The sequence below is a fragment of the Streptomyces sp. NPDC048255 genome (assembly GCF_040652415.1).
In the GTDB taxonomy this organism is placed as follows: Bacteria; Actinomycetota; Actinomycetes; order Streptomycetales; family Streptomycetaceae; genus Streptomyces.
In genome coordinates this window covers 1-26,714 of record NZ_JBEZMA010000005.1, presented here as the reverse complement: position 1 = coordinate 26,714, position 26,714 = coordinate 1, and the positions used below count along the sequence as shown (strand labels likewise).

General features: G+C 72.9%; 25 protein-coding genes. 14 read left to right on the top strand and 11 right to left on the bottom strand.

All coding sequences use genetic code 11. The features are described 5' to 3' along the window. Positions 1-49 precede the first annotated feature (49 nt). From AB0D94_RS06725 to AB0D94_RS06705, 5 genes are all read right to left on the bottom strand, one after another. On the bottom strand, positions 50-1,123 hold the full coding sequence (locus AB0D94_RS06725; protein WP_362046575.1) for an aspartate-semialdehyde dehydrogenase: 1,074 nt from the start codon (positions 1,121-1,123) through the stop codon (positions 50-52). Beyond that, complete coding sequence (locus AB0D94_RS06720) at positions 1,120-2,394, bottom strand: aspartate kinase (RefSeq protein WP_362046572.1); 1,275 nt, start codon at positions 2,392-2,394, stop codon at positions 1,120-1,122. The genes AB0D94_RS06725 and AB0D94_RS06720 overlap by 4 nt, the downstream gene beginning before the upstream one ends. 109 nt (positions 2,395-2,503) lie before the next feature. Then, on the bottom strand, positions 2,504-3,151 hold the full coding sequence (locus AB0D94_RS06715; RefSeq protein WP_362046569.1) for a DUF5063 domain-containing protein: 648 nt from the start codon (positions 3,149-3,151) through the stop codon (positions 2,504-2,506). Further along, positions 3,144-3,743 (bottom strand): recombination mediator RecR, encoded by a 600-nt coding sequence (recR, locus tag AB0D94_RS06710; protein WP_362046566.1) that lies wholly within the window; start codon positions 3,741-3,743, stop codon positions 3,144-3,146. Before recR ends, AB0D94_RS06715 begins: the two co-directional genes overlap by 8 nt. 73 nt (positions 3,744-3,816) lie before the next feature. Continuing rightward, complete coding sequence (locus AB0D94_RS06705) at positions 3,817-4,161, bottom strand: YbaB/EbfC family nucleoid-associated protein (RefSeq protein WP_362046563.1); 345 nt, start codon at positions 4,159-4,161, stop codon at positions 3,817-3,819. A gap of 256 nt (positions 4,162-4,417) precedes the next feature. Here AB0D94_RS06705 and AB0D94_RS06700 point away from each other — a divergent pair, with 256 nt between their 5' ends. Continuing rightward, entirely contained in the window at positions 4,418-5,164 is a 747-nt protein-coding gene (locus AB0D94_RS06700; protein WP_362046560.1) for an SLATT domain-containing protein, read from the top strand. 441 nt (positions 5,165-5,605) lie between these two features. On the opposite strand, the gene AB0D94_RS06695 is transcribed toward AB0D94_RS06700, so the two are convergent. The 3 genes from AB0D94_RS06695 to AB0D94_RS06685 form a co-directional block, all read right to left on the bottom strand. Further along, positions 5,606-6,256, bottom strand: coding sequence for a hypothetical protein (locus AB0D94_RS06695; RefSeq protein WP_136217620.1), 651 nt, complete (start codon positions 6,254-6,256; stop codon positions 5,606-5,608). A 176-nt stretch (positions 6,257-6,432) separates the two neighbouring features. Next, entirely contained in the window at positions 6,433-7,098 is a 666-nt protein-coding gene (locus tag AB0D94_RS06690; RefSeq protein ID WP_362046556.1) for a GntR family transcriptional regulator, read from the bottom strand. Between the two features lie 143 nt (positions 7,099-7,241). Continuing rightward, a complete protein-coding gene (locus tag AB0D94_RS06685; RefSeq protein ID WP_362046553.1) occupies positions 7,242-8,615 on the bottom strand; it encodes an aspartate aminotransferase family protein in 1,374 nt (457 codons plus the stop codon). A 252-nt stretch (positions 8,616-8,867) separates the two neighbouring features. Between AB0D94_RS06685 and AB0D94_RS06680 the strand changes: the two genes are divergently transcribed. From AB0D94_RS06680 to AB0D94_RS06630, 11 genes are all read left to right on the top strand, one after another. Beyond that, entirely contained in the window at positions 8,868-9,512 is a 645-nt protein-coding gene (locus AB0D94_RS06680; RefSeq protein ID WP_362046550.1) for a DJ-1/PfpI family protein, read from the top strand. Beyond that, on the top strand, positions 9,505-10,011 hold the full coding sequence (locus AB0D94_RS06675; RefSeq protein ID WP_362046547.1) for a MarR family winged helix-turn-helix transcriptional regulator: 507 nt from the start codon (positions 9,505-9,507) through the stop codon (positions 10,009-10,011). The genes AB0D94_RS06680 and AB0D94_RS06675 overlap by 8 nt, the downstream gene beginning before the upstream one ends. Positions 10,012-10,456: 445 nt before the next feature. Continuing rightward, a complete protein-coding gene (locus tag AB0D94_RS06670) occupies positions 10,457-12,175 on the top strand; it encodes a serine/threonine-protein kinase (protein WP_362046544.1) in 1,719 nt (572 codons plus the stop codon). Positions 12,176-12,255: 80 nt separating this feature from the next. Further along, a complete protein-coding gene (locus tag AB0D94_RS06665; protein ID WP_362046541.1) occupies positions 12,256-12,645 on the top strand; it encodes a nuclear transport factor 2 family protein in 390 nt (129 codons plus the stop codon). A 185-nt stretch (positions 12,646-12,830) separates the two neighbouring features. Further along, complete coding sequence (locus AB0D94_RS06660; RefSeq protein WP_362046538.1) at positions 12,831-13,943, top strand: alpha/beta hydrolase; 1,113 nt, start codon at positions 12,831-12,833, stop codon at positions 13,941-13,943. Continuing rightward, complete coding sequence (locus AB0D94_RS06655) at positions 13,936-15,138, top strand: acyltransferase (protein ID WP_362046535.1); 1,203 nt, start codon at positions 13,936-13,938, stop codon at positions 15,136-15,138. Before AB0D94_RS06660 ends, AB0D94_RS06655 begins: the two co-directional genes overlap by 8 nt. Before the next feature lie 10 nt (positions 15,139-15,148). Then, a complete protein-coding gene (locus tag AB0D94_RS06650; protein ID WP_362046532.1) occupies positions 15,149-16,474 on the top strand; it encodes a sensor histidine kinase in 1,326 nt (441 codons plus the stop codon). Beyond that, on the top strand, positions 16,474-17,154 hold the full coding sequence (locus AB0D94_RS06645) for a response regulator transcription factor (RefSeq protein WP_362046529.1): 681 nt from the start codon (positions 16,474-16,476) through the stop codon (positions 17,152-17,154). Before AB0D94_RS06650 ends, AB0D94_RS06645 begins: the two co-directional genes overlap by 1 nt. An 89-nt stretch (positions 17,155-17,243) precedes the next feature. Next, positions 17,244-18,569: a histidine kinase gene (locus AB0D94_RS06640; RefSeq protein ID WP_362046526.1), complete on the top strand. Its 1,326-nt coding sequence runs from the start codon at positions 17,244-17,246 to the stop codon at positions 18,567-18,569. Beyond that, the gene (locus AB0D94_RS06635) at positions 18,566-19,225 is read left to right on the top strand and encodes a response regulator transcription factor (protein ID WP_362046523.1); all 660 of its coding nucleotides are present in this window, start codon (positions 18,566-18,568) and stop codon (positions 19,223-19,225) included. Before AB0D94_RS06640 ends, AB0D94_RS06635 begins: the two co-directional genes overlap by 4 nt. 76 nt (positions 19,226-19,301) lie before the next feature. Then, positions 19,302-20,519: a cytochrome P450 gene (locus tag AB0D94_RS06630; RefSeq protein ID WP_362046520.1), complete on the top strand. Its 1,218-nt coding sequence runs from the start codon at positions 19,302-19,304 to the stop codon at positions 20,517-20,519. Positions 20,520-20,571: 52 nt separating this feature from the next. Here the strand turns inward: AB0D94_RS06630 and AB0D94_RS06625 are convergent, their stop codons facing one another. Together AB0D94_RS06625 and AB0D94_RS06620 are read right to left on the bottom strand one after the other, a co-directional pair. Then, entirely contained in the window at positions 20,572-22,155 is a 1,584-nt protein-coding gene (locus tag AB0D94_RS06625) for an ABC transporter permease (protein ID WP_362046517.1), read from the bottom strand. Further along, positions 22,152-23,051: an ABC transporter ATP-binding protein gene (locus AB0D94_RS06620; RefSeq protein ID WP_362046514.1), complete on the bottom strand. Its 900-nt coding sequence runs from the start codon at positions 23,049-23,051 to the stop codon at positions 22,152-22,154. The genes AB0D94_RS06625 and AB0D94_RS06620 overlap by 4 nt, the downstream gene beginning before the upstream one ends. A 75-nt stretch (positions 23,052-23,126) precedes the next feature. Between AB0D94_RS06620 and AB0D94_RS06615 the strand changes: the two genes are divergently transcribed. Further along, positions 23,127-23,606: a MarR family transcriptional regulator gene (locus AB0D94_RS06615; protein WP_362047000.1), complete on the top strand. Its 480-nt coding sequence runs from the start codon at positions 23,127-23,129 to the stop codon at positions 23,604-23,606. Between the two features lie 706 nt (positions 23,607-24,312). Here AB0D94_RS06615 and AB0D94_RS06610 read toward each other — a convergent pair. After that, positions 24,313-25,137 carry a diacylglycerol kinase gene (locus tag AB0D94_RS06610; protein WP_362046997.1) on the bottom strand — a complete coding sequence of 275 codons (825 nt, stop codon included), beginning with the start codon at positions 25,135-25,137 and terminating at the stop codon, positions 24,313-24,315. Between the two features lie 184 nt (positions 25,138-25,321). Between AB0D94_RS06610 and AB0D94_RS06605 the strand changes: the two genes are divergently transcribed. Continuing rightward, positions 25,322-26,605 (top strand): adenylosuccinate synthase, encoded by a 1,284-nt coding sequence (locus tag AB0D94_RS06605; RefSeq protein ID WP_030838794.1) that lies wholly within the window; start codon positions 25,322-25,324, stop codon positions 26,603-26,605. Positions 26,606-26,714: the final 109 nt, after the last annotated feature.

Below are 26,714 nucleotides of genomic sequence, written 5' to 3'. Positions count from 1 at the left end.
CCGGGCCATCACCTTGATCAAGGGATCAGCACCGATCCTACAAAGTGGTTTACGCAAATTCACCTGCGACCAGCTCCGCGATCCGTGTGGCGTTCAGCGCGGCGCCCGTGCGGAGATTGTCGGCGCACGCGAAGAACTCCAGCGAGCGGGGGTCGTCGAGCGAGGCCCGCACCCGCCCCACCCAGGCCGGATCCGTTCCGGCGGCGTCCGCCGGAGTCGGGAACTCCCCCGCGGCCGGGTCGTCCGCGAGCACCACGCCGGGCGCGGCCTCCAGGACCTTCCGGGCCTGGACGGCGTCCACCTCGCGCTCGAACCGGGCCCGTACGGTCAGCGAGTGCCCGTTCACCACCGGCACCTGGACGCAGGTCACCGCCACCGGGAGCCGCTCCAGCTGGAGGATCCGGCGCGTCTGCGCCCGTACGGCCAGCTCGTGCGAGGACCAGCCGTCCGCGCGCAGCTCACCGGACCAGGGCACCACGTTGAGGGCCAGCGGGGCCGCGAAGGGGCCGGTGTCCTCGCCCACGGCGCGGCGCACGTCCCCGGGCTGCTCCCCGAGGGAGGTCCCGGCGACCACGGACAGCTGGCGGCGCAGGGACGCGGAACCGGCCCGTCCGGCGGCGCTCGCGGCCTGGTACGTGGAGACGGCCAGCTCGGCCAGGGAGAACTCGGCGTGCAGCGCGCCCAGGGCGGTGATCATCGCGGCGGTCACGCAGTCGGGGCCCGCGACGATCCCGCGCGGCCGGATCCGTACGGCGTGCCCGTTGACCTCGGGTACCACCAGCGGCACCTCGGGGTCCTCGCGGAAGGCGGCGGACTGGTCCACGACGACGGCGCCGCGCGCCGTGACGAGGGGGGCCCACCGGGCCGAGACCTCGGCCGGGGTCAGGAAGAGCGCCACGTCACCCGCTCCGAGGCCGTCGAAGGCGTCCTCGGAGAGGGCGAGCACCTCGGTCTCCTGCGCGCGGACGGTCAGCACGCGGCCGGCCGACCGCGCGGAGGCGATCAGGCGTATGTCGCCCCAGACGTCCGCCCGCTGGGACAGGATCTGGAGCAGGACGGAGCCGACAGCTCCGGTCGCCCCGACCACGGCGAGCGCCGGGCCGGAGGACCGGTGCGCGGTCATCGTCCGGTGCCTCCGTAGACGACGGCCTCGTCGCTGTCGGAGTCGAGGCCGAAGGCCGTGTGCACCGCGCGGACGGCCTCGTTGACGTCGTCCTGGCGGGTCACGACGGAGATGCGGATCTCGGAGGTGGAGATCAGCTCGATGTTGACGCCCGCGTCGGACAGCGCCTGGAAGAACGAGGCGGTGACGCCCGGGTTCGTCTTCATGCCCGCGCCGACCAGGGAGATCTTGCCGATCTGGTCGTCGTAGCGCAGGGACTCGAAGCCGATCTGGCCCTTCGCCTTCTCCAGGGCGTCGATGGCCTTGTGGCCCTCGGCCTTGGGGAGGGTGAACGAGATGTCGGTGAGGCCCGTGGAGGCCGCCGAGACGTTCTGCACGATCATGTCGATGTTGATCTCGGCGTCCGCGATGGCGCGGAAGATCGCCGCGGCCTCACCCGGCTTGTCCGGGACGCCGACGACCGTGATCTTGGCTTCGGAGACGTCGTGAGCGACTCCGGAGATGATGGCGTGCTCCACCTGCTCGTCCCCTTGCGGATTCTCGTTGCTGACCCAGGTGCCCGGCAGTCCCGAGAAGGACGACCGGACGTGGATCGGGATGTTGTATCGGCGTGCGTACTCGACACAGCGGTGCAGGAGCACCTTGGAACCGGAGGCGGCGAGCTCCAGCATGTCCTCGGAGGAGATCCAGTCGATCTTCTTCGCCTTCTTCACGACGCGGGGGTCCGCGGTGAAGACGCCGTCGACGTCGGTGTAGATCTCGCAGACCTCGGCGTCGAGCGCCGCGGCGAGGGCCACGGCGGTCGTGTCCGAGCCGCCGCGGCCGAGGGTGGTGATGTCCTTGGAGTCCGCGGACACGCCCTGGAAGCCGGCGACAATGGCGATGTTGCCCTCGTCCAGCGCGGTGCGGATACGGCCCGGCGTGACATCGATGATGCGCGCCTTGTTGTGGACCGAGTCGGTGATCACGCCCGCCTGGCTGCCGGTGAACGACTGGGCCTCGTGGCCCAGGTTTTTGATCGCCATGGCCAGCAGGGCCATGGAGATCCGCTCTCCGGCGGTCAGCAGCATGTCGAATTCGCGTCCGGCAGGCATCGGGGACACCTGCTCGGCGAGATCGATCAGCTCGTCCGTCGTGTCGCCCATCGCGGATACCACGACGACCACCTGGTGGCCGTTCTTCTTGGCATCCACGATCCTCTTGGCGACGCGCTTGATGCCTTCGGCATCGGCTACGGAGGAGCCTCCGTACTTCTGCACGACAAGGCCCACGTGCGCTCCTCGCTCAGTCCGTCTCATTGCTGGTGCAGTCTAACTAGCGGCCGCGATCCGACCGCTTCGTACCACATCATGAGACGAAAAGATCACAGCATACGCTGCCTCAGTGGCGGCCCAGACCACCCAGTTCCTCGGCCATCACCTGTCCGGCCTGTTCGGCGAGATCGTCCTCCGCCAGGTCCTCGTCCGTGTCCAGTCCGTCCAGCGCGGCGAGCGGCTGGTCCAGGCGCACGTGGGCGATCAGCGACTGGAGGGCGCGCAGGGTCGCCGAGGCGGTCGGGCCCCAGTTGGTGAAGTACGAGAACTGCCACCACCACAGCGCCTCCGTCACCCGGCCCGCCTGGTGGTGGATGAGCCCGTGCCGCAGGTCGGCCACGACGTCCGCCAGGTCGTCGGAGATCCGGTGCGCGACGGGGGTCTTGCGCGGCTCGTACGGGTCGAAGACCTCGGAGTAGACGTCGACCGGCTCCAGCATGATCGCGAACCGCTCGCGCAGGTCGTCCACGTCCGGCTCCGGACCGAGGTCGGGCTCGTAGCGCTCTTCGGGCAGGACGTCCTGGTACGCCCCGAGCCGGCCGCCCGCCAGCAGCAGCTGGGACACCTCCAGCAGGAGGAACGGCACCGCGCTGTCCGGGTCCTCGCCCTTGGCCACCTCGGTGACCGCGACGATGAAGGACTCGATCTGGTCCGCGATCGAGGCCGCGAAGTCGTCCGGGTCCTGGCCCAGGGCGTGCAGCGTTGCGTCAGACATCGAGAAGTCGCCTTCCTTCAAAGGCCCGCCCGAGCGTGACCTCGTCCGCGTACTCCAGATCTCCCCCGACGGGGAGCCCGCTGGCCAGGCGGGTGACCTTCAGGCCCATGGGCTTGATCATGCGGGCGAGGTAGGTGGCGGTCGCCTCGCCCTCCAGGTTCGGGTCGGTGGCCAGGATCAGCTCGGTCACCGTCCCGTCCGCGAGGCGCGCCAGCAGCTCGCGGATGCGCAGATCGTCCGGGCCGATGCCCTCGATCGGGCTGATGGCGCCGCCGAGGACGTGGTAACGGCCCCGGAACTCGCGCGTCCGCTCGATCGCGACGACGTCCTTCGACTCCTCGACGACACAGATGACCGACAGGTCGCGGCGCGGATCGCGGCAGATGTTGCACCGCTCCTCCTGCGCCACGTTGCCGCACACCGCGCAGAACCGGACCTTGTCCTTCACCTCGAGCAGCGCGTGCGCGAGGCGGCGGACGTCGGTGGGCTCGGCCTGCAGGATGTGGAAGGCGATCCGCTGCGCGCTCTTGGGCCCGACGCCGGGCAGCCTGCCCAGTTCGTCGATCAGGTCCTGGACCACGCCTTCGTACAACGGACTGCCTTCTTTCGTTTCGGGTCGGGTCGTCGGGTCGGATGGGTCGGGTCGGTCGGGGGCCGGGCCGGTGCTAGAAGGGGAGGCCGGGGATCCCGGTGCCGCCGCCGAGGCCCTGGGCCAGGGGGCCCAGCTTCTGCTGCTGGAGCGCCTGGGCGTTCTCGTTGGCCGCCTGGACCGCCGCGACCACCAGGTCGGCGAGGGTCTCGGTGTCCTCCGGGTCCACGGCCTTCGGGTCGATCACCAGGGCGCGCAGTTCACCGGAGCCGGTCACGGTCGCCTTGACCAGGCCGCCGCCGGCCTGGCCCTCGACCTCGGCCTGCGCGAGCTCCTCCTGGGCCGCGGCGAGGTCCTGCTGCATCTTCTGGGCCTGCTGGAGCAGCTGCTGCATGTTGGGCTGGCCACCACCGGGAATCACAGGGCACTCACTCCATACCTTCGGAAGCTCTTGGTCAATCCGAGCCTACGTGCTCCCCGGGCGCCGCGCCCTACGCCGTGAGGACCAACTCTTTCGAGTGAGAGACGGGACCTGCGCGTACCTGCTGGAGACCTCCTTGCGGGCGGAAAACCCGGGATTCGTCGTCCACCGCACGTCATTCGAAGGTAGGAAGAGCATGCGCACCATTGCGCACACGCGCACCACCACACGTCAGCGCAGGCAGAGGGAGTGCCGGGTGAGCCAGCCGGAGATGCAGCCCGAGGGCCCACCCCGGGATCCCCGGGAGGAGGGCGGCGGGCCGATGGCGGCGGGCGACCTGACCGGACGGCCGTTCCCCCTCGGGGACTGGGGTGAACCCGCCGAGCGGCTCGACGAGCTCTACCGCCGGGTCGAGGCCGATGCGCTGCGCACCGCCGAGTGGTACCTGTCCGACCGTGCGCGCAAGCGCCGGGGCGCCCGCGTCCTGCGGGTCTGCGCGGCCGTGGGCGCCGTCACCGGCTCCGCGCTGCCCCTGCTGGAGCTGACGGGCTCGGTGCCGGGCGCGTCGGCGTACGGGTACCTCGCGCTCCTGCTGGGCGCCGCCGCGCTGGGCTGCGACAGGTTCTTCGGCCTGACCTCCGGGTGGATGCGGAACGTGGCGACCGCGCAGGCGGTGCAGCGGCGGCTCCAGACCTTGCAGTTCGACTGGGCCTCGGAGAACGTCCGCGAGGTCCTCGGGCCCACCGAGGGCACGGCGAGCGAGGCCGCCGAGCGCTGCCTGACCGTGCTGCGGCGCTTCTCGGAGGACATCACCGAGCTGGTGCGCTCGGAGACGGCGGACTGGATGGTGGAATTCCGCGCCGGGCCCGCCCCGCTGGTGATGCAGTCCCTGGGCGGCTCCGCGACCCGCACGGACGTAGGCGTCCCCCCGGCCCGCTTCTCCCTCCCCCCCGGCACCCGCCCGAACATGCCCCGCCAACGCCCCCCGGAACAACCACGCTGACTTTCCCGCCCCGCCACGCCTCCCAGCCCGGGCAGCCTTCTCCCAGCGGCTCCGAGCCCCTTCCAGCCCGGGCAAGCCTTCTCCCAGCGACACCCCGGCCCTTCCAGCCCGGGCCGGCCTCTCCCAGCCGCGCGGGGGCCCTTCCAGCACCGCCGAGCCACTTCAAGTCGCGCCGGGGGCCCTTCCAGCCCCGCCGAGCCTTTGCCAGCCGCACCGGGGCCCTACCAGCCCCGCCGGCGTTTGAGGCGCGGGGTCCGGGGCGGAGCCCCGGGAAACGGAGAAAGGGCGGGGCGGGGACCAGCTCCGCGCAGCGGCACCCGCACCCGCCCACCGGCCCGAACCCCGAAACCCGGCCCCCGAACCCGCACCCGCACCTCGCGCCCGAACCCAGACCTCAGACCCCCGGACCCCAGAACCCAGAACCCAGAACCCAGAACCCCGTCAGCTAAAGATGATCATCGAGCCCTGCCCAAGACTCCGCGTGGCGGCCGCATGCAGCCCGAGCCAGACATGCCGCTCCCGCGCGAAAGGGCTGTCGTCGTACGGGATCGGCCCCGCAGGCTCCTCCAGCGAGGTCGGCCGCCCGGGCGGCGCCGGCGCCGCGGGCGGATTCCCCGGGTCTATCCCAATGGCGGGGGCCACGAACGCCAGCTCCCGCAGCAACCCCTGCGCGGACCCCAGCGGCCCGCCCCCGGCCAACAGCTCCTCGTTCGCCAGCGGAGCCGCGAAGTCCACCGGTACGTACGCCCCGGCGTGGTCGTAGTGCCACACCAGGTGCGACTGCTGGGCCGTGGGCTCGAACATCTCCAGCAGTTGCTCGTAGTCCCCGCCCAGCTCGTCCACCGGAGTCACCGGCAGGCCGCAGATCTGGAGCAGGTACGCCCGCCTCAGGAAATGCAGGGCGTCGTAGTCGAAGCCGGCGACCGGGGCGACGTCCCCGCTCAGGCCCGGCATGTAGGCGAACACGGGGACGGACGGCAGTCCGGCCTCGCCCAGCGCCTTGTCGTACGAGGCGATCTCTTCCGCGAAGGGGTTGTCGGGGCTGTGGCACAGCACATCGACAAGGGGGACCAGCCACAGGTCACAGGCCACGCGGCCTCCGATCAGTCGTTGCCGCCGATCGGGCCAGCGTAATGCTCCGGACACGCTCCGCGAAGAGGTGCGCAGAACCCGGTCACCGGGACCCGCGGACGCCGACCGACGCCACGCCACGCCACGACCGACACGCCAAGCCCGGCACACCCAACACGCCAAGCCACGGCACGGCCCTACAGCTCGGCAGCCCAGTCCAGCCCGTGCTGGTTGTAGTCCTGCACGAGGCGCCGCACCTCGTCGGCGTCCGCCAGCGTCACGGCGTCCACCAGCTCTCTGTGCCGGTCCCACAGGGCGGCCCGCAGCTGCGGCTCGCGCTGGAGGTGCGGGACGGCGAAGACCCAGCACTGCACCCGGATGCGGTGCAGGAACTCCGAGATGTAGGTGTTGCCGACCAGCCCGCTCAGCTCCCGCCAGAAGCGCAGGTCGTAGCCGATCAGCACCTCCAGCGAACCGCTGTGCGCGGCCCGCCGCGCCTCCTCGGCCCGGCGGCGCACCGACACCAGCTTCTCGCCGGCCCCGGGCGCGGTGCCGCGCTCGGCCAGCCGCCGGAAGATGCCGTCCACCACCAGCGAGCGGGCCTCGACCATGCCCCGGAAGTCGTCCACGGAGTAGACCCGCACCCGGAAGCCCCGGTGCTGGACCAGCTCGAGCAGCCCCTGGGCGGAGAGGTCCACGAGGGCCTCGCGTACGGGGGTCGCGGAGACCTCGTACTGCTCGGCGATCTGCTTGACCGTGAACTCGGTACCCGGAGGCAGACGTCCCGCGAGCACCTCGTCACGAAGCGCGTCCGCGATCTGCTGGCGAAGTGTGTTGCGGGTGACAGCTCCGCTGCCTGGCATAGGGGTCGGTCTCCTGTCGTAGGACTCCGGACACCTTAGGCCAGGCCGCAAGGCCGAAACCGAACGGTTGGTGGCCGATATGCGGATTTAATGCCCGTTATGCGGACGGGAATCAGCCACCACCGCTCATGCGACAGCCCGGGCTAGCCGGCCGTGGTGTGCCGGTCGGCAACCGTCAGCGCCTCGTCCAGGAGGGCCAGACCCTCCTTGGCCTCCGCCTCCGTGATGTTGCACGGGGGGACGACGTGCGTGCGGTTCATGTTGACGAACGGCCACAGGCCGGACGCCTTGCAGGCCGCCGCGAATTCGGCCATCGGCGCGTTGTCGGCGCCGGAGGCGTTGTACGGGACGAGCGGCTCCCGCGTCTCCTTGTCCCGTACGAGTTCCAGAGCCCAGAAGGCGCCGAGCCCGCGGACCTCCCCGACGGAGGGGTGCCGCTCGGCGATCCCGGCGAGCGCCGGGCCGATGACGTTCTCCCCGAGGTGGGCGGCGTGCTCGACGATGCCCTCCGCCTCCATGGTGTTGATCGTGGCAACGGCGGCGGCGCAGGCCAGGGGGTGGCCGGAGTACGTCAGTCCGCCGGGGTAGGGGCGCGTGGCGAAGGTCTCGGCGATGGCTGCGGAGATGGCGACGCCGCCGAGCGGCACGTACCCGCTGTTGACGCCCTTGGCGAAGGTGATCAGGTCGGGGGTGACCCCCCAGTGGTCGGCGGCGAACCACTTGCCGGTGCGGCCGAAGCCCGACATGACCTCGTCGAGGATGAAGACGATGCCGTGGCGGTCGCAGAGCTCGCGCACGCCCGCCAGGTAGCCGGGCGGCGGGGTCATGATCCCGGCGGTGCCGGGCACGCTCTCCAGGATGATCGCCGCGATCGTCTGCGGACCCTCGAAGGCGATGGTGTCGGAGAGGTGGGCGAGGGCGCGGGCGCACTCCTCGGCCTCGGTGGTGGCGTGGAAGGCGGACCGGTAGAGGTACGGGCCCCAGAAGTGGACGACACCGGCGGCGGCCGTGTCGGAGGGCCAGCGGCGCGGGTCGCCGGTGAGGTTGATCGCGGCTGCGGTGGCGCCGTGGTACGAGCGGTAGGTGGACAGCACCTTCTGCCGGCCGGTGTGCAGCCGGGCCATGCGGACGGCGTTCTCGACGGCCTCGGCGCCGCCGTTGGTGAAGAAGATCTTGTCGAGGTCGCCCGGGGTCCGCTCGGCGATGAGGCGTGCGGCCTCGGAGCGGACGTCGACGGCGAAGCCGGGCGCGAGGGTGCACAGGCGTGCGGCCTGCTCCTGGATCGCGGCGACGACCTGGGGGTGCTGGTGGCCGATGTTGGTGTTCACCAGCTGGGAGGAGAAGTCGAGGAAGCGCTTGCCTTCGTAGTCCCAGAAGTACGCCCCCTCGGCCCCGGCGACGGCGAGCGGGTCGATCAGGGCCTGGGCGGACCAGGAGTGGAAGACGTGCTTTCGGTCGGCGTCTTTGACTGCGGCACCGGCGAGCGGGTCGGCGTGCGGGGGGACATGAGGGGTCATGTCGCCACGCTAGAAGTGCGCAGGTGGGGCGGGATATCGGCGGACTGTCTGCGGCTGGGGTGCCGGTCTCGGCAGTCTGTCTTGCGGCCTGCCTCGCGACTCTGTCCCTGCGGCCTGCCCGGAGGGCGCCCGGTGGACTGCCCCGAGGGCTGCTGCGAGGGCTGCTGCGAGACGATTGACAGCACACTGTCGTTATGACAGCCTCTTGTCATAAGGCACCGCACGTCGGACCCGACCACGGAGGCGAGCACCATGAGCGAGACCCTGCGGCACGACACCCCGGCCAAGCCCGTCCACCTCGCGGTCTACGACACGTACGCGGACTGGGAGACCGGCCACACCACCGCGCACCTGACCCAGCGCGGCCACCGCGTCCGTACGGTCGGACTCGCCGCCGAGCAGCCCGTCACCACCATGGGCGGCGTGCGGATCCAGCCCGACCTGGTCCTGGCCGACCTGCGGCCCGAGGACTCCTCGCTGCTGATCCTCACCGGCGCCTCGCTCTGGGACACCGGCGAGGACCTCGCCCCCTTCGCGGCGAAGGCGCGCGAGTTCCTGGCCGCCGGGGTCCCGGTCGCGGCGATCTGCGGGGCCACCGCCGGGCTGGCCCGGGAGGGCCTGCTGGACGGCCGGGCCCACACCAGCGCGGCCTCCGTGTACCTCGCGCACCAGCCGGGGTACGCGGGCGCCGAGCACTACGTCGAGGCCGACGCCGTGACGGACGGCGACCTGATCACGGCGGGGCCGACGGAACCGGTGGCCTTCGCCCGCGAGGTCTTCGCGCGGCTCGACGTCTACAAGCCGGACGTGCTGGACGCGTGGTACCGGCTGTTCCACGACTCGGACGCGAGCGCGTACCCGGTCCTGATGGCGGCGGCGGAGTCGGGCGATGCCTGAGCCGCGGCCGCGGGAGGCGGGGTCCGAGTCCCAGGCGGCGGGGCTGTCCGTCCGCGCCCGGCAGGACCTGCTGAGCCGCACCGCGCTCGGAGTGTTCCGGCTGAACGGCCAGTTCCTCTCCGTCTCGGAGGAGCTGGCCCGCCCGGCCGGACTGACGGCCGCTTCGTGGCAGGTCCTGGGCGCGGTGCTGCGGGAGCCGCTGCCGGTGGCGGGCATCGCCCGGGCCATGGGCATCACCCGGCAGAGCGTGCAGCGCGTCGCGGACCTGCTGGCCGCCAAGGGCCTGGCGGAGTACGTACCGAACCCGGCGCACCGCCGGGCGAAACTGCTGCGCCCGACGGAGGCCGGCCGCGCGGCGGTGGCCCGCATCGGCCCGGGCCACGCGTCCCTGGCCACCCGCCTCGCGGCGGAACTGGGCGACGACGGCCTGGCCGAGACGGTCCACGTCCTGGAACGCCTGACCCGAGCCCTGGACACCCTTCCGACAACCGAGCCCTGACCCCGGGGTGGGGCGGGGCGGGGCGGGCTCGGCCCAGCGGGGTGAGCCTGAGCGGGCGGGATGGGCGAGGCAGGTCCATGGCTGGGGCGGGGCCCAGCTGGGCGGGGCGGGCCCGGGCGGGCGAGCCCGGCGCGCCTGGGCCAGCCCGGAAAGGCCCGGGCGGGGCGGGGCCCCGGCAGGGGTGGGCCTGGGCAGGGCGCCGAGGTCGGGCCCCAGCCGGGGGCGGTGCCCCAGCAGGGAGCGGCGGGGGCCCCGGCAGACGTGGTGCCCCGGCAGGGAGGCGGTGCCCCGGCAGAGGCGGTGCCCCGGCAAGGGCCGGTGCTCCAGGCGGGCTCGGCCGGGCCCGGCAAGGGGCGGTGCCCCGGCGGTCCGGAGCAACCACCCGGGGTCCGGGTCCGTCTTCTCCCGCGGGGGCTGTCGGCCCCACAGGGGAGGACCGCCCGGCATGGAACAACTGCACCCACGGGACCCGCACCGCATCGGCCCGTACCGCCTGCTGTCCCGGCTCGGCGCCGGAGGCATGGGCCAGGTGTACCTGGCCCGTTCCGACCGCGGCCGCTCCGTCGCCGTCAAGCTGGTCCACCACGACCTCGCCGCCCGCGAGGAGTTCCGCGTCCGCTTCCGCCAGGAGGTCGCCGCGGCCCGGCGCGTCGCCGGCGAGTGGACCGCCCCCGTCCTCGAGGCCGACACCGAGGCCGAGATCCCCTGGTTCGCCACCGGCTACGTGGCCGGGCCGAGCCTGCGCCAGGTCGTGGCCCGGGACTTCGGTCCGCTGCCGGGCCGCTCCGTACGCATCCTGGCCGCGGGACTCGCGTACGCCCTCCAGGACATCCACCGCGCGGGCCTCGTCCACCGCGACCTGAAGCCCTCGAACGTCCTGATCACCCTCGACGGCCCCCGCGTCATCGACTTCGGCATCGCCCGCGCCCCCGCCGAGCCCGACCTGGGCCTGACCCGGCCCGGTGAACTCATCGGCTCGCCCGGCTTCATGGCTCCCGAACAGGCTCGCGGCGAGCCCGCGACCGCCGCCTGCGACGTGTTCTGCCTCGGCGCGGTCCTGGCGTACGCGGCCACCGGCCGGCTGCCCTTCGGCGACGCCGAACAGCCCGGCGGCGTCGCCGCGCTCCTGCTCCGCGGCACGGAAGCCGAAGCGGAACCGGGACCGGAACCGGACCTGGACGGCGTACCGCCCGAGCTGCGCGAGCTCGTACGGGACTGCCTGCGCGCGGACCCCGCGGCGCGGCCGGAGCCCGCCGAGGTGCTGGCCCGGGTCGGCGCGGGGGACACCGTGGCCGAGGGCAAGGCCCTGGAACCGTGGCTTCCGGCGCTGCTGGTGGCGCAGCTCGGGCGGCACGCCGTACAGCTGTTGGACCGCGAGGACGCGGGCCCGGACCACGTACCTCCCGTACTGCCCGTACCGTCCGTACCTCTCGTGGAGCCCGTGCCTCCCGTGGCGCCCGAACCACCCGTACCTCCGGCACCTCCCGCGGCGCCCCCCTCTCCCACACCTCCGGCCCCGCCCGTGGCACCGCCGGCGCCCCTCGTTCCGCCGCCCGTGGTCCCACCGGCGGCCGCGACCGCGACCGGGCCCGGCCACCCCTTCTACCCGGCCCGCGCCCACGGAGAAGCGGAGCGTGCGGACCGCCCCCGGACCGCGTCCACCGTCTTCCTCCTCGCGGTGGCCGTGGTCGTCGCCGTCGCTGCGGGCGGCACGGTGTACGCGGTGATGAACGGCCCGGCGGACCCCGTACGGCCGGGCGGCGGTCACGCCTCGGCCACCGGCACGGCACCGGGCACCCCGGGCACCGGCCCCGCCGGAACCCCGGCTCCACCCCCGCCGCCCGCCGCGCTCCCCGAGGCCTACCTCGGCACCTGGCGGGCCACCACCGGCACGCAGACCTGGCAGCTCACCCTCACCCACGGCGTGGTCGGCGAGCCGGTGATGACCCTCAGCGTCCGGAGCCCCGAGTTCACCTGCGCCTGGAAGGCCCCGCTGCGCGCCGCCCCCGACCCGGTGGAGCTCGACGCCTCCACCGTCACCTCCGGCGCCCCGCCGACCTGCAGTCCCGGCAACTGGAGCCGGCTGCGCCTGCTGCCCGACGGCACCCTCCAGCGGGAGCTGGCGGGCGCTCCCGGCGCCCCGCTCACCTATCGCAAACAGTGACCCGGGCCGTTTGTGTCGAAGTCAATAAGCCTGCAAGCAAAGCTTGTTACGCGTGACGGGCCCGTCGGACACTGCCGCACATGGAGCCGTTGAAGGTAGTGGCACAACTGTGGGAGCGGATCGAGGCACGCGACTGGGACGGCGTGGCCGGGCTGATCGCCGAGGACGCCGTCATCGAATGGCCGGTGAGCGGTGAACGCATCGTGGGACGCGCCAACTTCATCGCCGTGAACAGCGACGACGGCTACTCGGACGAGAGGTCCGTGGAGCTCCTGCGCATCCTGGCGGACGGGGACCTCGTCGTCACCGAGGTGGAGATGCCCCAGGACCACGTCCTCTACCGGGCGGTCTCCCTGTGGACGGTGCGGGACGGGGAGGTCGTCGCGGCGAGGGAGTACTGGACCAGCCCCGGCCAGGACCCGGCACCCCGCTGGCGGGCCGGCTACGTCGAATCCCTGCTGGCCGACTGAACCCCCTCCCCCTCTGCCCCCTTGCGCGGGCCGCAGGCCATCGGCCCTCTCAGGTACCCCCTGTCATACCTGAGAGCTACTCGGGAACACAGCTCCCCAGCGTGACGCCGACCACGGACCGCGATTTCTAACTTCGGAGGCAGAGAAGAGCGCTGACGGCTCTTCCGGCGACCGAGGGAAGAGCCATGACGACGGGGACGACGGAAACGGCGGGAACAGCAGGAGCGGCAGGAGCGGCAGGAGCGGCAGGAGCGGCAGGAACGACGCGACCGGCAGGAGCGGCGGAAACGGCGCAGACCACGCCGCCTACGACGGGGACCTCCGAAGCCCGGGGTTCCCGTGGGCAGCGGGCGGGGTCCGGCAGCGGCCGCCTGCGCCGCACCCTGCTGGCCTCCGTCGTCGCCGCGGCCGTCGCCCTCCCCGTGTCCGCCGCCGCCTCCCCCGACGTCCCCGCCCCCGCGGCCACGACGTTCGCCGAGGGCACCGGCGCCCCCGCTCGGTACGCCGCCAACCGCGCCGCCATCGCCGAGGCGGCCCGGATGGCCGAGGACGCCGGCCGGACCGGCCGCGCCGGCAGGCTCCGCGCCATGGAGGCGGCCGGCACGGCGCAGTTCCTCGCCTTCGACGGAGGTGGGAAGGGCCGGGCCGTCGAGGTGTTCGGCGACCTGGAGAGCGCCGACCGGGTCACCGTCCTGGTGCCCGGCTCCGACACCACCCTGGACACCTACCAGCGGTTCCGTGCCGGGGCCGTCGCCCTCCAGCAGCGCCTCCAGGCCGAGCACCCGCGCTCCGCCGTGGTCGCCTGGCTCGGGTACGACACCCCCGGCACGATCAGCACGACCGTCCTGACCGCCGACCGCGCGGAGCAGGCCGCCGCCGAACTGGGGCCCTTCCTGCACCGGTTGCGGGACCTGGCCGCACCCGGCGCCCGCCTCTCCCTCCTCTGCCACTCCTACGGCTCCGTGGTCTGCGCCCGGACCGCGACCGGCTCCACGGTGAGCGACATGGTCTTCTACGGCAGCCCGGGCACGGCGTCCGGCTCCGCCGATGAGCTGGCGACCGGCGCCCGCGTCTGGGCCGGGCGGGGCAGCGGCGACTGGATAGCCAAGGTCCCGCACGTCCGGCTCGGCGGCATCGGCCTGGGCGCCGACCCCGTCGACCCCGCCTTCGGAGCCCGGGCCTTCGCCGCCGGCACCGCCGGGCACAGCGACTACCTCAAGCCCGGCACCGAGTCCCTCGACAGCCTGGCCGCGATCGTCCTCGGCACCACGAGCGACCCGGAGGCCCCCCGTGCCTGAGCTCCGCGCCCGCTGGTCCGCCCTCGCGGACCGCATCGACTCGGCCACCCCGGGCGGCCGCGACCGGTCCGTGGACGCCCTGCGGGCCTTCGCGATCCTCGGCGTGGTGCTCGGCCACTGGCTGGTCACCGCCCTGACCACCGCCGACGGCGGCCTGAGCGGCACCAGCCCGCTGGCGCACATGCCCTGGCTGGCGCCGGTGACCTGGGTGTTCCAGACCTTGGCCGTGTTCTTCCTGGTCGGCGGGCACGTCGCCGCCCAGGGGTACGCGTCGGCGCGGGCCCGGGGCGATTCGTACGGCACCTGGCTGGGGCAGCGGATGGGCCGGCTGTTCCGTCCGGTCGCCGCCGTCCTCACCCTGTGGACGGTCGTGGCGGGCGGGATGCTGATCGGCGGAGCGGAGCTGAACACCGTGCGGACGCTGGTCAAGCTGGTCCTCTCCCCGCTCTGGTTCCTCCTCGTCTTCGCCGCGCTCACCGCCGCGACCCCGCTCGTGAGCCGCCTCAGCCCGCTGTGGCCCCTTGCCGTGGTCGCGGGCGTCGACGTGTGGCGCTTCGCCCTCGGCGGGCCCGAGTGGATCGGCTGGGTCAATGTGGCCGCCGGCTGGCTCGTCCCCTTCACCCTGGGCGCCGCCTGGTCCCGCGGGACCTTCGCCCGGCGCGGACCGGCCCTCCTGCTGCTCGGCGCGGGCTCCGTCGCCACCGCCGCGCTGGTCCTGTGGGGCGGGTACCCGGCCTCCATGGTGGGTGTCCCCGGGGCGCAGGTGTCGAACCTGAACCCGCCGACGCTCGCCGCGGTGGCCTTCGGCCTGGCCCAGTGCGGGCTGGCGCTGGCGCTGCGCGAGCCGCTGGCCCGGGCCATGCGACGGCCGACGGCCTGGGCAAAGGTGGCGCTGGTGAACCTGTCCGCGATGACGGTCTTCCTCTGGCACCAGACCGCGATGATGGCCGTCACCGCCCTCGGGCTGCTCGCCCCTGGCGACCTGCCCGGGCTGCACACCGTGCCCGACTCCGGGGCCTGGATCGTCGCCCGGCTGCTGTGGCTGCCGGTGTTCGCCGCCGCGCTGACGCTCTGCTGGGCCGCGTTCCGTACGTACGAACAGGGCCGGCGCGCGGAGCCCTCCCGTACGACCGCGGGCTCGCCCGTGCCGCCCCGGCCCCGGCCGGCTCCCGCCCCGGAGATCACCCGTGTCTAGCCTTGAGCCCATGAACGAGCAGAGCGGACTCCCTGGCCAGGCCCCCGAGAGCCGGGGCAGGGTGCTGCGGGACACCGCTCGGGAGCTGCTGACCCTGCGCCGGGATCCGCTTCCCCGGATGTCCCGGCCTCGGTGGCTGGCCCGGCTGCCGCACGTCGTCGTCGCCTACGCCGCCGCGTTCTTCGGCTTCCTCACCGCGGAACAGCTCGGCGACCACTACCACGTCAGCGGCGCGGTCATCTGGGCGCCGGCGGCGCTGACGGGGGTGTCCATCGTGCTCGCGATGTTCCGCCCGATCGCCGCATGGTGGCTCGCCCTGCTCGCGGCGGGCCTCGGTGCCTGGGAGATGCACGGCCCCGTCGGCCAGGGACAGACCTGGCCCTGGACTCCCGGCGGCATCTTCGCCTTCGCCATAGTGATCCTTCTGGTGGCCCTGCGGGTACCGCCGCGGGTCACCGTCGCGGTCGTCTCCGTCTCCCTCACCTGCACCGGCCTGGCCGAGGCACTGCTCCGGCCGGAGCACAGCACCAGCACCGTGACCGGCGGCGCCCTCCTCTTCGGGTTCGCCGGGCTGCTCGGCTATGCGCTGCGCGCCCTGCGGCTGGCCCGCGGCGAGCTGGTCGAGCAGGAGACCCTGACCGAGGAGGAGCGGGCCCGGCGCACCCTGCTGGAGGAGCGCAGCCGGATCGCCCGCGAACTGCACGACGTGGTCGCCCATCACATGTCGGTCATCTCCATCCAGGCGCAGGTCGCCCCGCATCTCGTGGAGAACCCGTCCGAGGAGCTGATGGAGAACCTGGCGGGCATCCGGGCCAACGCGCTGGAGGCCCTGACGGAACTGCGCCGGGTGCTGGGCGTGCTGCGATCGGAGCAGCCGGATGATCCCGCGGCGGCCCCGCAGCATCCGCAGCCCACCCTCGCCGAGCTGGACGGCCTCGTGGAGAACGTGCGGGGGGCCGGGCTGGCGGTCACCACCGCGATCGCCGGTATCCGGCGGCCGCTGACCCCGGGCGTGGAGCTGACCGCGTACCGGATCGTCCAGGAGGCGCTGAGCAACTGCCTGCGCCATGCGCCTGGTTCCCGGGTGGAGGTCGGTCTCGCCTACGGGCCGCGGGACCTGCACCTGTGCGTCGCCAACACCCCGCCGACCCGCCCGGCCGCACCCTCGCAGGGCGCCGGACACGGGCTGCTGGGGATGCGGGAGCGAGCGGGCATGCTGGGGGGCGAGCTGGCCGCCGGCCCGCGCCCCGACGGCGGGTACGAGGTGAGCGCCGTGCTCCCCATGGATCCGCCGGTGCCGACCCGCGGTTCCTCCACCGAGCTGAAGAAGGACTGATGAGCGCCAGCGCCACCCCCATCAAAGTCATGATCGTCGACGACCAGATGATGGTCCGGCAGGGCTTCACCGTGCTCCTCAACGCCCAGCCCGACATAGAGGTGGTCGGCCAGGCGGTGGACGGGGCCGACGCCGTGGCGAAGGTGGCCGAACTGGATCCGGACGTGGTCCTGATGGACATCCGCATGCCGGGGATGGGCGGCATCGAGGCCACGTCCGTGATCACGGCCGCTCCCGGCGCGGCCGTGAAGGTGCTGGTGCTGACCACCTTCGACCTGGACGAGTACGTGTACGAGGCGCTGCGCGCCGGAGCCTCCGGCTTCCTCCTCAAGGACGCGTCGGCCGACCAGCTCGCGGAGGCCGTGCGGGTGGTGGCGGCCGGGGAGGCGCTGCTCTCGCCGAACATCACCAAGCGGCTGATCACGGAGTTCTCGCGGATGGGCGCTCCGCGCGCGCCCTCGCGTGCGCGGATCGACGAGCTGACCGAGCGGGAGACCGAGGTGCTGTCGCTGATCGCCCAGGGCCTGTCGAACGCGGAGATCTCGGAACACCTGGTGCTGGCCGAGCAGACGGTGAAGACCCATGTGAGCCGGATCCTGGTGAAGCTGGGCCTGCGGGACCGCACGCAGGCCGCGGTGTTCGCGTACGAGACGGGTCTGATCCGCCCGACGGGCTACTGATCCCACCCGGGTAGTACTTGAGGGGGACCCCGGGAAATCCCCATCAGCGGCGACGCGGGTGAGGGGGTGGCGGACCTACGGTTCTGTGTATGACCGAGACCACCACCGGGGGGACAGCCCGGCCGCCCGAGTTCCGCATCGCCTCGGGCTTCCTCCGGGACCTCCGCGACGACCTGATCACCGATGCCTTCGCCTACCGGCCGCTGCCACCGGTCCGGCCGGCCGGGCGGATAGCCCGGTGGCTTCCCGGAGCGGCCCGGCCGCAGGCGGGGTACTACCCGCACTTCGTGGTGGTCCTGCTGGCCCTGATCACGCTGTTCTTCGGCATGACGATCAGCGAGGGCGCCCCCCACGGTCTGGCCCTGCTGCTGGCGTTGATGGCCGCGGCGCCCGTGCTGATGACCCTGGTGCGGCCGGTGGGGGCGTTCTGGGTCATGCTGGCGGTGACGCTGCCGCCGGCCATGGTGCAGAGCTCGGGCATGAACTGGCCCTGGGTGCCGAGCACGTTCGTGGCCCATCTCGCCGTGGTGACCATCGTGGCGATGCGGAGCAGGCCCCGGGTCGCCGCGTGGATGTGGCTGATCACCGTGGTGGCCGGGACGGTGCTGCCGGTCCTGATCGGCCGGTCCGTCGAGCTCGCCCCCATGGCCTTCCTGTCGGCGGTGATCCTGCTGGTGGTCACGGTGCGCAACACGCGCAAGGAGGCGCGGCAGGAGGTCACGGCCCAGCAGGAGGTCACGGCCGTCGAGCGGGACAGGCGGACGCTGCTGGAGGAGCGGACCACGATCGCGCGGGAGCTGCACGACGTGGTGGCGCACCACATGTCGGTGGTCGCGATCCAGGCGGAGGCGGCCCCGTACCGGGTGAAGAATCCGCCGCCGGAGCTGGAGGCCGCGTTCGTCACCATCCGGGAGAACGCGGTGGCGGCCCTGACGGAACTGCGGCGGGTGCTGGGAGTGGTGCGCTCCTCGGACTACGAGGCCCCGGACGCCCCCCAGCCGACGCTGGCCTCGCTGGACGTGCTGCTGGCCAATGTGCGCGAGGCCGGGCTGCGGGTGGACAAGACGATCACTGGAGCGGTGCGGGAGCTGCCGCAGGGCGTGGAGCTGTCGGCGTACCGGATCGTCCAGGAGGCGCTGAGCAATACGCTGCGGCACGCGCCGGGCGCCTCGGCCGGGGTGGAGGTGTCGTACGTACTCGGCGGCCTGGGCATACGCGTCGTCAACGAGCCGGCGACGGGGGACGTGCGGCCCTCGGCGGGGGCCGGGCACGGGATCACCGGCATGCGGGAGCGGGTGGCCATGCTGGAGGGTGAGATGACGGCCGGGGAGACGGCGGCGGGAGGGTACGAGGTGGCGGTGTTCATACCGGTGCCCAGCCGTCCGGAGCCGGCGGCCGAAGGAGGGCCGGCATGACGATCAGAGTGCTGATCGTCGACGACCAGATGATGGTCCGGGAGGGCTTCTCCGTCCTGCTGAACGCCATGGACGGCATCGAGGTGGTGGGCGAGGCGGTCGACGGCCGTGCGGCCATCGCCCAGGTGGCGGCGCTGCGGCCGGACGTGGTGCTGATGGACATCCGGATGCCGGAGATGAACGGGCTGGAGGCGACGCGGGAGATCGTGGCCGCCGACACGGACGCGAAGGTGCTGGTCCTGACGACCTTCGACCTCGACGAGTACGTGTACCAGGCGCTGCGGGCCGGGGCCTCCGGGTTCCTGCTCAAGGACGCTTCGGCCCGTCAGCTCGCGGATGGGGTACGGGTGGTGGCGGCCGGGGACGCGCTGCTGGCGCCCTCGGTGACCAAGCGGCTGATCGCGGAGTTCTCCAAGCTGTCCGGGACGCCGAGGCCGGCCGACCCGGCGGCGGTGGGGGAGTTGACGGAGCGGGAGACGGAGGTGCTGGTGCTGATCGCGCAAGGGCTGTCCAACGCGGAGATAGCCGACCGGCTGATCGTCGCCGAGTCCACGATCAAGACCCATGTGAGCCGGATCCTGGTGAAGCTGGGCCTGCGGGACCGCACGCAGGCCGCGGTGTTCGCCTACGAGACCCGCCTGGTGACCCCGGCCTGAACGCCGGCCTGGACCCCGGTCCGAAACCCGGCCTGAACCCCCGCTTGATCGCCCGGGCAAGGCCTACAGTGCCGGGATGGGCTTTGATCCGTGGGATGCCGCGTTCGTCGCCGATCCGTATCCGGCGTACCGGGAGTTGCGCGAGCAGGGGCGGGCCGTGTGGTGGGAGGCCACCGGGCAGTGGCTCGTACCGCACTACGCCGACGTGAGCGCGCTGCTGCGGGACCGGCGGCTGGGGCGGACCTATCTGCACCGGTTCTCGCACGAGGAGTTCGGGCGCGAGGCCCCGCCGGCGGAGCACGAGCCCTTCCACGTGCTCAACGGCAACGGCCTGTTGGACCTGGAGGATCCCGCGCACGCGCGGGTGCGGCGCCTGGTGGCGAAGGCCTTCACCCCCCGGACGGTGGAACGGCTGGTACCGGCAGTGGAGCGGCTGGCCCGGCAGCTGGCGGGGCGGCTGCTCGCGGACGGCGGCGGGGATCTGCTGACCGTCGTCGCCGAGCCGCTGCCGGTGGCCGTGATCGCGGAGCTGCTCGGGGTGCCGGAGGCGGACCGGAGCCTGCTGCGGCCCTGGTCGGCCGATATCTGCGGGATGTTCGAACTCCGGCCGGACGAGGAGACGGCGCGGCGCGCGGTACGGGCGAGCGTCGAGTTCAGCGCCTACCTGCGCGGGCTGATCACCGAACGGCGCACGCGCCCCGGGGAGGATCTGATCTCCGCGCTGATCGCCGCCCACGACGAGGAGGGCAGGCTCAGCGAGCAGGAGATGATCTCCACCTGCGTCCTCCTGCTGAACGCCGGGCACGAGGCCACCGTCAACACCACCGTCAACGGATGGTGGGCGCTGTTCCGCAATCCCGGGCAGCTCGCGGGCCTGCGCGCGCACCCCGGACCGCCGAGTTCCGAAAAGTTGTCCACAGCTGTGGATGAACTCATGCGGTACGACACACCTCTGCAGATGTTCGAGCGCTGGGTGCTCGACGACATCCGGATCGGGGACACGCTCATCCCGCGCGGAGCGGAGGTCGCACTGCTCTTCGGGTCCGCCAACCGGGACCCCGCACGCTTCGCGGACCCCGACACCCTGGACCTCCTGCGGGCCGACAATCCGCATCTGAGCTTCGGGGCCGGAATCCACTACTGCCTGGGGGCTCCGCTGGCCCGGCGGGAGCTGGAGGCCTCCTTCGGCGCGCTGCTGGCGGACGGGTTCCCGCCGCTGCGGCTCGTCGAGGAGCCGCAGCGGCGGGAGGGGTACGTCATCCGGGGGCTGGAGCAATTGCTGGTGCAGTTCTAGGCCCTGTCCGGGCGATCTTCGCGGATCGCCCGGACAGGACCCGACGAGCGGGTCACGCCACCATGTCGCGGCGGCGCAGGGCGCCGAGGCCCGCGGCCGTCATCGCCACCGCCAGCGCCGTCAAGGTCAGCGGCGGGGCCCACGTCAGGGCCTCGGCCCCCGGCAGTTTCGGCAGGTGGGCGAAGGGCGAGAGGTTCATGACGGCCTGCGGGAGCTCCAGCGCCGGCCCGACCCAGCCCAGGGCCAGCGAGGTCCCGGCCACCGCCCAGGCGGCCACCGCGTACCTGGGGGCCGCGCCGTACAGCAGGACGGCTACGGCCCCGATCACCCAGACCGCCGGGAGCTGCGCGAGGGTGGCGCCGACGGCCTCGCCGGTGCCCGCGGCGGACCGCCCGTGCCCGATCCCCAGGCCCAGCCCCCCGAGCAGCAGGATCAGCGCCGCGCCGCCGAAGGCCACGGCGAGGTGGCCGCCGGCCCAGCGCAGCCGGCCGACGGCGTTCGCCAGCAGCGGTTCGGCGCGCTGGCCCGACTCCTCTCCGCCGAGCCGCAGCACCGCCGAGACGATGTACAGGGCGGCGACCAGGCCGAGCATCCCGGCCATCGTGGCGAGGAAGGCGTCGGTCATCCCGCTCCGGCCGCCCATCCGCTCGATGATCTCGCGGGTCCGCTCGTTGTCGCCGACCAGTTCGGTGGCCCCGTCCGTCATCCCGCCGAAGACCGCACCGGCGGCGAGGAAGCCCAGGCTCCAGCCGATCAGGCTGCCGCGCTGGAGCCGCCAGGCCAGCGCCCCGGCCGTGCCGAGCCGGCCCCGCGCCGGACCGGGCCGGGCGGGCAGGAAGCTCATGCCCACGTCGCGGCGCCCGGCCAGCGCGTACGCCGCCGCCACCTGCGCGGTCGCGGCCGCGGCGAACAGGGCGAACACCCACCAGCGTTCGGCGGCGAAGGCCCGTACGTGCTCCAGCCAGCCCAGCGGCGAGATCCAGGTCAGCGCCGACGAGCCGGTCCGCGAGCCCGCGTCGCCCGCCGCGCGCAGGACGAAGGCCGCGCCGACCGCCGCCCCGGTGAGGCCCTTCGCGAGCCGTGCGCTCTCGGTGAGCTGGGCCGCCACGGCCGCCAGCCCCGCGAAGATCATCCCGGTGGCGCCGAGGGCGAGCCCGAGGGCCGCCGCGCCACTCGCACCCTGCCCGGCGAGGCCGGCGGTCACCACCAGCGCGACGAGCCCGTTCGCCACGAGGGCGGCCAGGAGCGCGGCCGTCAGCGGGGCCTGACGGCCCACCATCGCGGCGGAGAGCATCTCCTGACGGCCCGTCTCCTCCTCCTCGCGGGTGTGCCGGACCACGATGACCAGGCTCATCACCCCGGCGAGCAGTCCGGCGAAGACGCCGCCGCGCCAGGCGGCCAGGGCGCCGACCGAGTCCCCGAAGAGCGGCCCGTACAGGGCGCGCAGGGAGCCGTTGGCGCCCATGGCGGCGAACAGCCGGGCCCGGTCGGCGGGCGTGGCGTACACGGATTCGAGGGAGGCGGGCATGCTGAGCACCAGCAGCGACACGACCATGATCCAGACCGGTGTCATCACGCGGTCGCGGCGCAGGGCCAGCCTCAGCAGCGCGCCCGTCCCGGCCAGTCGGTCCTTCATCGCGAGGCACCTTCCGCGTCCGCGTAGTGCCGCAGGAACAGCTCTTCGAGGGTGGGCGGGGTCGAGGTCAGCGACCGGATCCCGGAGTCGGTGAGGGCGCGCAGTACGGCGTCCAGTTTGTCGGTGTCGGCCTGCAGGCGGATCCTCAGCCCTTGCACGTCCACGTCGTACACGCCGGGCAGGTGCGCGATGCCGTTGGGCGGGCCGGCGAGCTCGGCGCTGATCGACGTACGGGTCAGGTGCCGCAGTCCGGCGAGGGTTCCGGTCTCCACCGTGCGCCCCTTGCGGATGATGCTGACGCGGTCGCAGAGGGCCTCGACCTCGCTGAGGATGTGCGAGCTGAGCAGGACGGTGCGTCCGGCGGCGCGGGCCTCGGCGACGCAGGACCGGAAGACCCCTTCCATCAGGGGGTCGAGGCCGGAGGTGGGCTCGTCGAGGATGAGCAGCTCGGCGTCGGAGGAGAAGGCGGCGACGAGGGCGACCTTCTGCCGGTTGCCCTTGGAGTACGTACGCCCCTTCTTGGTCGGGTCGAGTTCGAAGCGTTCGACCAGCTCGGCGCGGCGGGCCCGGTCGAGGCCACCGCGGAGCCGTCCGTAGAGGTCGATGACCTCGCCGCCGGAGAGGTTGCGCCACAGCGTGACGTCGCCGGGCACGTAGGCGATGCGGCGGTGGAGGGCCACGGCGTCGGCCCAGGGGTCGCCGCCGAGCAGTTCGGCGGTGCCGGAGTCGGCGCGCAGCAGGCCCAGCAGGACCCGGATCGTCGTGGACTTGCCGGCGCCGTTGGGGCCGAGGAATCCGTGGACCTCGCCGGTGGCGACCGTGAGGTCGAGTCCGTCCAGTGCGTGGGTGGCGCCGAACGCCTTGTGGAGTCCGGCCACGCTGATTGCCTTCGTCATGGCTCCGAACGTACGCTTCTTTCACAAATTTGTGAAGTTAACGAATCGTATAAAGTGGGGAGGGTGGCGGACGACATGGCGGTACGGAACGAGGAAGCGGTCTCCCGCTTCGTGGAGCGGTTCGCCGCGCAGCTGACCGAGGCGGGGATGCAGCGCATGGCGTCGCGGGTCTTCGCCCAGCTGATGGCGACCGACGGGGGCGCGATGACCTCCGCGGAACTGAGCGAGGCCCTGCGGATCAGCCCCGCGGCGGTCTCGGGAGCCGTGTCCTACCTGACCCAGGTCAGCATGGTCAGCCGTGAGCGCGAGCCGGGCTCCCGCCGCGACCGGTACGTCCTGCACAACGAGCTCTGGTACGAGACCTTCACCCGGCGGGACCAGGTGCTCACCATGTGGGAGAAGACCCTGCGCGAGGGGGCGGCGAGCCTCGGCGCCGACTCCCCCGCCGGAGCCAGGGTCGCCGAGACGGCGGCGTTCTTCGAGTTCCTCCAGGGCGAGATGCTGGGGCTCCTGGACCGCTGGCGGATCCACAGGGCGACCCTGGACCTCGGCTAGCTCCTAGGCCCTGTCCGGGCGATCTTCGCGGGCCCGCGCCGCCTGGCACGGCGCCTCGCCGCGTTGTCGGACCGCGCGAGTACGGCCGAGTACGAGCTGCGATCCTCCGCCTTGCGATGCACCGCACCAGACGACGCGGGCTGATCCACGAAGATCGCCCGGACAGGACCTAGTGCTGTGACCGGGGAGCGGCCAGGCAGCGGCGGCAGAGGGGGCTGCGCAGTGGCCGGGCGCGGCCCAGGCGGCCGACGGCCGGAGCGCGGACGACGGCGCCCCGCACCCCGCCACCGTGGAGCGGGAGCCCGGCGGGGGTGGGGCGGGGACGCGCAGGAGAGTCCCCGCAGGACGAGCGCGCAACCCAGGCCGCACCTCACGCAGCCGGACCCAAGTGCGCGAGCCGAGGAGACACTCCGGAGCGTCCCCGCCCCACCCCCGCCCCCGCCGAGCCCCCTGCACCTCGCACAGCCCTCGCACCCCGTCCCGCGATCCCTCACACCCTGCACGCCCCGCACACCCGACACGCCCCGCCCACGGGCACGCCCCGCACACCCGACACGCCCCGCCCACGGGCACACCCCGCGCGTCACCGCACACCCCGCACGCCCCCGTCACCGCACAGCGCGAGCGTCACCGCACAGCGCGAGCGTCACCGCGGCAGCGCGAGCGTCACCGCGGCAGCGCGAGCGTCACCGCGGCAGCGCGAGCGTCACCGCGGCAGCGTGAGCGTCCACGCCCCCGGGCGCAGGGTCCACGTACGGCGCCGGACCGGGCCGGTCATCGCGGCGTCGGCGCGGTAGCGGAAGTCCGTGCCCGAGACCGTCACCGTCCTCGCCCGGGCCCGGACGGCCGCACCCGCGCCGCCGCCCGTCCGCACCACGACCTCGGCCAGACCGCCACCTTCCCGCGTGGTCACCGAGACGTCCTCCACCGGCCGGTCCACGTCCGCCAGCACCACCCCGTCGGCCTCCACCCGCAGCCGGTGGCCCGCGCCCCCCGGCCCCGGCGGGCGGACGAGCGTACGGACCAGCGAGCGGTACGCGCTCCACACCGACGGCCCCGGCCGCCCGTCCGGCCGCCCCGCCCCCCGCAGCGGCGGGATCCGCACCGCCCCCAGCACGACCCCGTCGCTGTCGTCCACCAGCAGGTCGCACACGCGGACCGACCCGTCGAGCACCGCCCGCGCCGCCGAGACCGCCGACAGCGGCACGCCCAGGGACCGCGCCAGCCCCAGCGCGCCCGCGGACCCGACCGGGACCAGCGACAGGGGCCCCTCGCCCAGCCCCCGCTCCCGGTGCAGCAGCCCCACGGCGCGCACCAGAGCCCGGTCGTCACCCACGATCACCGGCCGCCGATGACCCCGGCGGGCGAGGGCCCGCGCGAATTCCTCCTGCGAGTCCGGGAGGCAGATTTTCGCCGCCGCTCCCGCTGACAACACATCCTTCGCGATCCGCACGGACTCGCCGTCAAGACGGCGGGCGACCGGGTCGACGAGCACGAGAAGGCCGCCTACCGGCGCGCCCGCATGGCTCATGGTGGGCTCTGGAGCCGACACCTCGGTCCTTCCTCGGGTAGCATCTTTGTGCAAGAGGCCCTTGCGCTATTGCGCCAGGGCCTTCGTCTATTCCGGGGTACCGGTCCGACGGCTCAGCCTGCGGTGTACATCGTCGTACGCCCCCTGACCTTGGACATGCCCCATCCGGAAGAGGTGTACGCCTGTGCCCGCTCTTGTGCTGCTCGGAGCTCAGTGGGGTGACGAGGGCAAGGGAAAGGCCACCGACCTGCTCGGTGGATCCGTTGACTATGTGGTGCGCTACCAGGGCGGCAACAACGCCGGCCACACGGTCGTCGTAGGCGACCAGAAGTACGCGCTGCACCTTCTCCCCTCCGGCATCCTCTCCCCCGGATGCACCCCGGTCATCGGTAACGGTGTCGTCGTCGACCCGGCCGTCCTGCTCTCCGAGCTGCGCGGTCTGAACGAGCGCGGCATCGACACCTCCAAGCTGCTCATCAGCGGCAACGCGCACCTGATCACGCCGTACAACGTCACCCTCGACAAGGTCGGCGAGCGCTTCCTCGGCAAGCGCAAGATCGGTACGACCGGCCGCGGCATCGGCCCGACCTACGCGGACAAGATCAACCGCATCGGCATCCGCGTCCAGGACCTCTACGACGAGTCGATCCTCACCCAGAAGGTCGAAGCGGCGCTGGAGGGCAAGAACCAGCTCCTCGCGAAGCTGTACAACCGCCGCGCGATCGACGCCGCCGCGATCGTGGAGGAGATGCTCCAGTACGCGGAGCAGATCAAGCCGTACGTCGCCGACACCACCCTGATCCTCAACAACGCGCTGGACGAGGACAAGGTCGTGCTCTTCGAGGGCGGCCAGGGCACCCTGCTCGACGTCGACCACGGCACGTACCCCTTCGTCACCTCCTCGAACCCGACCGCGGGCGGCGCCTGCACCGGTACCGGGGTCGGCCCGACGAAGATCAGCCGCGTGATCGGCATCCTGAAGGCCTACACCACGCGTGTGGGTGCGGGTCCGTTCCCGACCGAGCTGTTCGACCAGGACGGCGAGGACCTGCGCCGCATCGGCGGCGAGCGCGGTGTGACCACCGGCCGTGACCGCCGCTGCGGCTGGTTCGACGCGCCGATCGCGCGCTACGCCACCCGCGTGAACGGTCTGACCGACTTCTTCCTCACCAAGCTGGACGTGCTGACCGGCTGGGAGCAGATCCCGGTGTGCGTCGCGTACGAGATCGACGGCAAGCGCGTCGAGGAGCTCCCGTACTCGCAGACCGACTTCCACCACGCGAAGCCGATCTACGAATACCTCCCCGGCTGGTCGGAGGACATCACCAAGGCGAAGACCTTCGAGGACCTTCCGGCGAACGCCCAGGCGTACGTCAAGGCCCTCGAGGAGATGTCGGGCGCCCCGATCTCCGCGATCGGCGTCGGTCCCGGCCGCACCGAGACGATCGAGATCAACTCGTTCCTGTAGGACCCGCGGTACCTACCGGTGGGGCGGCGTCTTCTCGCTGGTCTCTGCGGCCACCCCCAGCTCAAGGAGCAAGTCCTCTCACCAGTGATGGCCCCCCTTCTCCCGAAGT

Bases quoted from the DNA above. Each gene is read 5' to 3' on its own strand.
- AB0D94_RS06725 (WP_362046575.1), bottom strand. From the start codon at position 1,123: ATGACCGCGCACCGGTCCTCCGGCCCGGCGCTCGCCGTGGTCGGGGCG.
- AB0D94_RS06715 (WP_362046569.1), bottom strand. From the start codon at position 3,151: ATGTCTGACGCAACGCTGCACGCCCTGGGCCAGGACCCGGACGACTTC.
- AB0D94_RS06690 (WP_362046556.1), bottom strand. From the start codon at position 7,098: ATGCCAGGCAGCGGAGCTGTCACCCGCAACACACTTCGCCAGCAGATC.
- AB0D94_RS06685 (WP_362046553.1), bottom strand. From the start codon at position 8,615: ATGACCCCTCATGTCCCCCCGCACGCCGACCCGCTCGCCGGTGCCGCA.
- AB0D94_RS06680 (WP_362046550.1), top strand. From the start codon at position 8,868: ATGAGCGAGACCCTGCGGCACGACACCCCGGCCAAGCCCGTCCACCTC.
- AB0D94_RS06675 (WP_362046547.1), top strand. From the start codon at position 9,505: ATGCCTGAGCCGCGGCCGCGGGAGGCGGGGTCCGAGTCCCAGGCGGCG.
- AB0D94_RS06670 (WP_362046544.1), top strand. From the start codon at position 10,457: ATGGAACAACTGCACCCACGGGACCCGCACCGCATCGGCCCGTACCGC.
- AB0D94_RS06665 (WP_362046541.1), top strand. From the start codon at position 12,256: ATGGAGCCGTTGAAGGTAGTGGCACAACTGTGGGAGCGGATCGAGGCA.
- AB0D94_RS06660 (WP_362046538.1), top strand. From the start codon at position 12,831: ATGACGACGGGGACGACGGAAACGGCGGGAACAGCAGGAGCGGCAGGA.
- AB0D94_RS06650 (WP_362046532.1), top strand. From the start codon at position 15,149: ATGAACGAGCAGAGCGGACTCCCTGGCCAGGCCCCCGAGAGCCGGGGC.
- AB0D94_RS06645 (WP_362046529.1), top strand. From the start codon at position 16,474: ATGAGCGCCAGCGCCACCCCCATCAAAGTCATGATCGTCGACGACCAG.
- AB0D94_RS06640 (WP_362046526.1), top strand. From the start codon at position 17,244: ATGACCGAGACCACCACCGGGGGGACAGCCCGGCCGCCCGAGTTCCGC.
- AB0D94_RS06635 (WP_362046523.1), top strand. From the start codon at position 18,566: ATGACGATCAGAGTGCTGATCGTCGACGACCAGATGATGGTCCGGGAG.
- AB0D94_RS06630 (WP_362046520.1), top strand. From the start codon at position 19,302: ATGGGCTTTGATCCGTGGGATGCCGCGTTCGTCGCCGATCCGTATCCG.
- AB0D94_RS06625 (WP_362046517.1), bottom strand. From the start codon at position 22,155: ATGAAGGACCGACTGGCCGGGACGGGCGCGCTGCTGAGGCTGGCCCTG.
- AB0D94_RS06620 (WP_362046514.1), bottom strand. From the start codon at position 23,051: ATGACGAAGGCAATCAGCGTGGCCGGACTCCACAAGGCGTTCGGCGCC.
- AB0D94_RS06615 (WP_362047000.1), top strand. From the start codon at position 23,127: ATGGCGGTACGGAACGAGGAAGCGGTCTCCCGCTTCGTGGAGCGGTTC.
- AB0D94_RS06610 (WP_362046997.1), bottom strand. From the start codon at position 25,137: ATGAGCCATGCGGGCGCGCCGGTAGGCGGCCTTCTCGTGCTCGTCGAC.